This is a genomic window from Olsenella sp. KH1P3, assembly GCF_900167315.1.
GTDB classification, from domain to species: domain Bacteria; phylum Actinomycetota; class Coriobacteriia; order Coriobacteriales; family Atopobiaceae; genus Olsenella_J; species Olsenella_J umbonata_A.
This window is the reverse complement of record NZ_FUWQ01000010.1, coordinates 1-8,741: the sequence shown is the minus strand read 5'-3', so window position 1 is coordinate 8,741 and position 8,741 is coordinate 1. Positions and strand designations below refer to the sequence as shown.

At 58.4% G+C, this 8,741-nt stretch carries 1 protein-coding gene; it reads left to right on the top strand.

Going from position 1 to position 8,741, the window contains the following annotated elements:
• The coding region (locus B5D13_RS08565) for an InlB B-repeat-containing protein (RefSeq protein ID WP_078687888.1) at positions 1-8,741 on the top strand (8,741 nt) is incomplete at both ends.

The window sequence follows — 8,741 nt, the reverse complement described above, 5'->3', positions numbered from 1 at the left end:
GTCGGCGTCTACTACCAGTCCAACAGGTCCGCGGGCTTCATTAAGACCGACCCCGGAGTCGAGCCCGACAGCACGACCACCGCCCCCGCGATTCCGTCCGGCTTCTCTGGTGACTGGCGCTACGTGCTCGGCGCCTCGCAGACGGACACCGTCGGCGTGGTCTACGACTCCGACACGAAGCCCCTGGCGGGCACGCTCTCGCTCGCCCCCGGCGCGACCGCGTCGATCATGGACCTGCTCGGCACCAAGAACTCCCACACGCACAAGGACTGGACCTTCATCATCATGAACGCGACCAACAGCGCCACGGCTGATCTTACCGTTACGTTCCACGCAAACGGCGGCTCGGGTACCATGGCGGCTCAGACCGTACCCTATAACACCGCAGCTGCTCTCAACTCGAATGCTTTCACCAATCCTGGTTACGCATTCACTGGATGGTCTACCACCGCTGGAGGTAGCGTCGCTTATGGCAACGGTGCGACCGTTACGCTTACTAGCAATCTTGACCTTTACGCTGTTTGGACCGCAAGGAACGATTACAAGGTGACGTATGACGCCGGCAGCGGCGGCACCTTCGGCGGTTCTAACACCTCCGATCTGAACGGGCTCTCTTTCACGTCCGTCGTTCCTGCGACGGCCCCGGCTGGCGCACCCACCCGTTCTGGGTTCAATTTCACCGGGTACAATACGAAGGCCGATGGCACGGGCCTTGCGATCTCTGGTTCGCAGACCTATGATCAGCTTGTGGCGGCCAATGGTGCTGCCGACGCGGATTCGGTCACCGTGTATGCGCAGTGGTCTGCCAAGGCCTCCTATACCATCTCCTATAACACGAGCGGTGCGGATTCAGGGGCAAATCCTGCTTCCACTACCGTCGTTGATGGCTCTAACGTTACCCTCGACGCCGGCACGGGATTCGCTCGTACTGGATATGACTTTGGCGGCTGGTCGGATGGCAGTACCACCTATTCGGGCGGCGCGTCCTTCGGCCCCGTTACCTCTAATGTTCAGTTCATCGCGGTCTGGAACGGCAAGGCTGCGACCATCGTCTTTAACAAGGTCGCATCTGACGCTACCGGTACCATGGGTAATCTCACTGGGTATAAGACGGGTGAGACTGTTCCCGCTCTGACTGCAAACGCTTTCTCTCGTAACGGATACAATTTCGCGGGCTGGACCACTGCGTCCAACGGCACGGGGACCGTTATCCCCGACGGGGCGTCCTTCGTCGTTCCCGCCACTTCCGACGGCGTCGTTAACCTCTACGCAAAGTGGACCGCGCGCAACGATTACATGGTCTACTTCGATAAGAACGGTGGATCTGGCGACTCTTCGAAGTCTGGTCTCAGCTGGGGCTCCACCGCATTCACCCCCGGCGCGGCCAACAATACTGCCAACTCCAACCCCACGCGCGGCAACTACTCGTTCCAGTCTTGGAACACGAGTAAGGATGGCTCTGGCATGACGGTCAATGCCTCGACCGTCTACAGCGCCATCGACAGCTTCTTCAACAACGATTCGTCTCACACCGGTTACGTCACCGTGTACGCCATCTGGCAAGAGAACATGGTCACCATCAACTATGCTGCCGGCAGCGCGGTTACGGGCCTCGAGGTCAAGGTCAACGGTGCTTCTGGTACTTCCAAGTCCGAATCTGTCGGCTCTGTCAGCGGCAAGCATACCGATGACACGTCAATCTATGGCGCCGAAGTCGTCATCCCGACGGGATATGTGTTTGACAAGTGGACGACGGATGGCGCTGGCATGAATGCAGTGTCCAACTCCTTCGTCAATGGCACCTCCCACAAGATCACGCCGCTGCCCAACGCCGGGGTGTACGACGCGGCAACTTACTACCTCTGGGTGACTCCTCGTTCTGACCTCACGTATACCATTGAGTTCTACCTCGAGAATTCCGGCTCGACCGACAGTACGATTGCTTCTAACTACAGCAAGGACACGGCTCGCACCGTCACCGTGAACAACGCGACCATGGGTGATGTCGTTACTCCGACTAATGCGAATGGAAACAACTACACTATTACGGTGATTCCCGGTTACTCTTACGTTGCTCCTTCCGTTCTTGGAGATGCCTCCATCACGGTCAATGCGACTGGACCCAATGTCCTCAAGCTCTACTTCAAGTTCAATTCTCTGAATATCGTTTATAACTGGACCGGAAATGTTCCTGGTACCATCACGTTCCCGACGAGTCCTGTCACGGCTCACGCCGGCGATACGGTTACCACTCCTGACCCCGGCACGTACTACGGTTATAAGTTCAACGGCTGGACCGCAACGTACAACGACGGCAGCGTGAGGACGCTCACGCTTACCGGTTCGGACATCAAGAACAAGACGTTCACCATGCCGGGTTATGACGTGAGGCTCATCGGCGATTGGTCGTACGACACCTTCGATGTCACCTATGACACCACCGATGCTGCAAAGGGAACCATTAAGGACAATGGCACCGATACGAGCAACGCAACCATTACCAAGACCGGCATTGCGTACAACAGCACGCCCACCGACGTCGTTACCGTTGCCGAGAAGGATACAGCGAACTGGTACTTCATCGGTTGGACTTGCGATATGGATACGGATGGCGACGGCGTGTACGATGTCACCGGTGTGGCCACGGCTAACCCCATGTCCGTGACCATCCTCGGCAAGACATTGTTCACCGCTCAGTGGGGTACGACGATGACAATCGCCTACGACCCGGGTGTCGGCGGAGACTGGAGTCTCTCCGACGCGTCCACTACCGGCCTCACCCTTTCCGATCCTATCCCTGCATTCCCGACCAGCCTTCTTGACGGGGGCTTCCCCAAGGCCAGGCCCGGCTACGAGTTCGTGGGCTGGAAGTGGACCGAGGGCGGTGCTTCGTATGCCGACTACGCTGGTGAGACGGGTACTACTCAGAAGACTAGGCCCGTCAGCCCCGATCCTGTCTCGGCCCTGGGCGGATCCACGACCTTCGTTGCCCAGTGGAAGCTTATAAGGTTCACTCTCACCTATGTCCATACGCAGGAGGATGGCACGGATTTCTCTCCGGCTGCCACTTGGGGCGCTGGTGTTCCTGATCCTAACGAGTCTCACGCGGCGGGGGAGAGCTTCACCCTCAAGTCCTCCGGCATCACCCGTGACGGCTACACCCTCAGGGGCTGGAAGTTCGCGGGCGATCCCACCGTTTACAACGCGGGATCGAACATCAACATGCCTGCGGCCGCTTCGGTTCTCTACCCCGTTTGGGACGAGGCGTACGTGACCATCAACTACGCTGCGTCTCCGACTGCGGGTGGCACCGTCACCGTTTCGACCGAGAGCGTCAAGTCTGCCTCCGGAACGCACAACGATGGCACCGGAATTAGCGGTTCTCAGGCTATCCCCTCAACGGGCTACACCCTGGTTGGCTGGAAGGTTGGCTCGGCTTCCGGGGCCAGCGTTCCTGCCGCGTGGGTTGCTACCGACGGAACCCTTACCCCGCAGGTTGGGAGTAGCGGCATCTACGATGCCGAGACGTACTACGCAGTCTTTGAGCCCATTCAGTACACCGTCACCTACACCTCGGATGCCAACGGAAGTATCACCGGCATAACGACGGAGAACGTTGCATACGGTTCGAACCCTGCTGGTACTTCCGCCTCTGGTAACCCCGGATATGTGCTCGACGGCTGGGAGTACAACTACAAGGATGCGACCGGCAATACCCTGACGGGGACGAGCTATAACGTTGCATTCCCGACTACCATCACGATTTACGACAACGCGACGTTTAAGGCGATTTACAAGGCGGCGTCTGGGTACACCGTCCTTTATGACGAGCTTGGTGGTTCTGCGGTTAGCGACCGCACTGGCCTCACCTACGATGCGGCCAACATTCTTCCCACCGGCGTTTCCACCAAGGCTGGCTACACGCTGGCCGGTTGGTACTGGACCTCTGATTTCACGTCTGGCACCGATGTGACTTCCACGATGAAGTTCAATGAGGTCTACGAGAGGCCCAACGTCTCCACCAAGACGGCCAACTCGCTCACCCTGTATGCGAAGTGGGTCGAGAAGACTGGGTACACCGTTCGCTACAACACCGAGGGAGGCGTTTCTCCTACCGGCAACGCGAATGCCTTCGATGACAAGAATCCTGTCACCTGGACCCAGACCGGTCTTCTTCCCAGCGAGAATCCGGTCAAGGACGGCTACACCTTCGACGGCTGGTACAAGAGCGAGACGGACTTCTCTGCGCCCAACAAAGTGAGCAGCGGAGATGCCTACAGCTCTCTTGCTGCGAGCGACTCGGTTATGACCGTTACGCTCTACGCCCACTACATCGAGAACACCTATGTCGTCAAGTACGACACCGACGGAGGTAACCCCATTGCTGATAAGACCGGCGTCAAGTGGGGGGATACTAACCTGACCGTCACTCCCACGAAGACCGGGTACACCTTTGTCAAGTGGGTTTACTATGGTCCCGACCACGTTACGCTGACCTCCAATGAGGCAACCTCCGCAACGCCCTTCTCCACCATCGCGGGCAACGACTCCAGCGTCTCCTATGCCACAATCAAGGCAATTTGGGCCCAGGATGGTAAGTACAACGTTCAGTACTTCATCGTGAGCGCTGACGGTACGGTTACTTCCATGCATCACCAGTCGACCCCCGTTTCGGCAGCCGCTGGTACCGTCGTGGATGCTACTAATGCCACTCCGAACCCCGAGAACATCGACTATCGCACCGAGAGCATCCCCGGCTACCACTTCGATGCCTCTGACACCAACAACGTCCTCTCCGTTACGATCGTCAGTGGGTCTACGGTTCCCCTGAAGCTGTACTTCCGCGAGAACACGTTCTACTCCGTGGGGTATGACCTCAACGGTGGCACCGCAGGCAGTGGGGGGAATTATTCCGACAAGACGGGTGTTGCGTGGACTCAGAAGGGGCTTATCCCCTCTGTTGACCCTGTCCGCAACGGCTACACGTTTGGTGGCTGGGAGTACACGCCCGATGGTGGCGCCACGGCCACTGCGATCTACGGCACTAACGACCCCTCCTACGGCCAGATTGCCGGTGACCCCGCTGCCTCTTCGACTGCCAAGAGGATCCTCAAGGCAATCTGGAATGTGGCCTCTGTCACCATCAACTACATTGCGGATCCCTTTGGGTACGGCTCCGTGTACGCGACCACCGAGACCGTTAACGCCCTCACGGGCCTACACAGTGATGGCTCGACCATTACTGGCTCCACCCCCACGGCCAATAGCGGCTACAAGTTCATCGGGTGGGTCTACAATGACGATTCTGGCGAGCACGCGGTCAACGCAGCTTGGGTTGACGCGAGCAACAAGCTTACGCCCCAGGCTGAGAGCGGCGCATGGGTCGCGAGGACCTACATTGCAAAGTTCGCGGACCTTTCCGCAACGACATACACGGTCGAGCACTATAAGCAGGCCCTTGACGGAAGCTACGGCACGACCCCCGATGACGTGGACACGATTTCCGCCACTGAGGGCACTGCCATCTCCAGCATCATTCCTAAGTCCTACACTGGCTTTACCTACAACCCGAGTGTTACGGGTACGGTCTACACAGGCGTCGTCGGCGTTGACAGCGGCGGCAACCCCACCCTCGTGCTCAAGGCCTTCTATACGCGCAACGCCCACAAGGTGACCTACCAGTACAACAACAGCGTATCTGGAGCTCCTGCGCTTCCGAGCCCGGCTGTAATCAATGGCGTCCTGTACGGCGACACCTTTACCGTCTCCGATCCCGCTCCTACACTTTCTCACTACACGTTCAACGGGTGGAACGTGACGGATGCGTCTGGTAGTACTATTACGGTTGCCGCTGACCATACGTTTGCGATGCCGGATTCCGACGTGACTATCTCCGGAAACTGGGTCAAGGAAAGCTATGTGGTCAACTTTATCTCCGGTGATACCAGCAAGGGGCTTGTCACTGGCACCGGTACGACTCAGAATGTCGATTACAACGGCAATCCGTCTATGGCCAACGTCTCCGCGACCCCGTCCACTGGTTATTACCTGGTCGGCTGGGACTATGACATGGATACCGACGGCGATGGTGTAATCGACGCTAACGGTTCTACCAAGAGGCCTCAGGACATTGCAATTCTCGGCAACACAACCTTCACTGCGATTTGGGCTCACAGCTTTACCGTCTCCTACCTGCCTGGTAGCGTCGGAACATTCACTGCCCACGTCGCTGGACGTACCGAGTTCGCAAACCTTGCGTTCAATGCGGTCTGGCCTGGCTATAACGGTGAGGTTGACTCTCTGACAAGCGATCCCGCCGGCCAGACGGGCTACGTCTTCCTTGGCTGGATGTGGGAGGATGGGTCTGGCAACAAGCACTACACCTATAACGACTCCGCCAACGGCATTACGCAGGAGACTCTGCCCACCGCCGTCGACACTAACTATACCCTCACCGCAATGTGGGAGGGCAAGCCCTACGACCTTACCTTCATGCACGTCGGCACTGACGGCAACGAGTTCTCGCCTGTCGCGGTGTGGGGGAGTGGCGTGACCGTCACCTCCGGCAACGTGATCGAGAATCACAAGGCCGGCACTACCGTTACCCTTTTGGGCACCGGTGCCATCACTCGCGCGGGCTACACACTGAAGGGCTGGACCACTGACGGTTCCGACTTCTGGCCCGAGAGTGACACTGGTTTCGTGATGCCTGCGGCGAACACCAAGCTCTACCCGGTCTGGGACTATGCGGGCCTCGTGATAAATTACGTTGCCAATCCCAGCTCCTACGGCGGCGTCTCGAGGACCTCCGATAGCCTCAGCACCGAATCCGCGGCACCCGCTGGCTCGACGGCAACCGCCAACACCGGCTATAAGTTCGATCACTGGGAGGATGCGTCTGGCAACACTATTACCGACCCGGCCTGGATCTCTGGCGCGAATGGCGAGACCCTTACACCCCAGAAGAACGGTAGCGGCTTCTATGACGCGGTTACCTACACTGCGGTGTTCGTCGCCGATGCCAATACCAATTACACCGTCGAGTACTGGCTTGCCGATGACGCGACCAACTCTACGTTCTCTCACAACACGACCTACAAGGCGGATGAGATCCTCACGGGGACGACTGGTACGACTGTAAACGCTCCCTCGCCAGCGCCTTCCATTACAGGCTTCACGTTCGATTCTCCGAACGCAGGCAATGTGCTGAGTACCACCATCCTTGCGGATGGATCGGCTGTCCTGCGTCTCTTCTACACGCGCAACATCTTCACTCTCACGTATGCATTCGCAGCTGATGTTCCCTCCGGTGCCACTTCCGTCCTTCCCGCAACGACTACCGTTGCTTACGGAATCGTTCAAACGGTGCCCACCGGATTTGAGAACTCCTACCCTGGCTACACCTTCGTCGGGTGGACCACGAGCGATGGCACGACTCCCACCACCGTTGCGGCCGACGGCACGTTCTCTATGCCCGCAATGAACCTCACGGTTACGGGCACGTGGGCCGTCAAGGATGGCTTCGAGGTCGTCTACGAGGAGAATAACGACGACGATGCTGCTGGCATCGATGTCATCGACCTCACCAACGTGAAGTGGCACGATTCCGGCTTCACGAACACCACGAGGGCCGATTCCACCTCCGGCAACCCGACTCGTGCGGGCTACAACTTCGGCGGCTGGTTCCTTGACAACGGCGTCTGGGCCCAGCCTGTCACGCCCGGCAGCACGTATGGCGCCCTTGCGGGTAGCGATACGGTCACCAAGGTTACGCTGTACGCCAAGTGGGACGAGGCCGGCGATTACGCTATCGAGTACTACGATGATCCCGCCACCCTCAATAAGATCGCTTCGGACCGTACTGGCGTCGCCTGGAGTACGACTGGCCTCGGCACCTCGATCTTCTCTGCGCCTGCCAGCAGGACCGGCTACAAAGTCGACGGTTGGGCGTACCAGAAGGCCGACGGCACGATGATTGCCATTACTCCTGCCACGGTCTACTCGACCGCTTACACCGACGGCCAGGGGGCTGCCAAGATTCTGAAGCTCTACGCCAACTGGGTGGGCATTACTTACACGATAAAGTTTGATGCCAACGACGCGACCTACCCGACCGCTGATCCCGCGACCGGTTCTATGACTGACCAGAGCGTCACCTATGGTGCCGCGGGCGACAGCCTTACTCCCAACGCGTACTCTCGAGAGGGCTATAACTTCATCGCCTGGAACGTCATTCCTTCCGGCCTTGGCACCGCCTATGCTGACATGCAGGCCATTAATCCCGACTTCACCTCGACCGACGGAGACGTTATCACCCTTTACGCAATCTGGGGCGCAAAGTCCCAGGACAGCTCTGGTACGCCCTACAGCGTCATCTATGATGAGGACGGCGGAAATGCCGTCGTTGACCTGCCCGAGTCCTCTACGGTGCCGGTTGTTAAGTGGGATACCGCAAACCTTGACACCGTCTACGACGCTGCATATAAGAACCCGACCACCCCGCGCAAGGCTGGCTTCAACTTCATTGGTTGGTTCACGGACAATGTAACCTGGTCTCACCAGGTGACCGCGGGGGAGACCTATGGCCAGCTTGTCAAGCTCCTCGGTGGCAACGATGAGACTAATACGCTTACTCTCTACGCTAAGTGGGACGAGATCGGCGGCTTCCAGGTCATCTACGAGGAGAACAACGACGACGACCCGACCGGCGTCGACGTGGACGACCTGCCCAACTCCGTCGT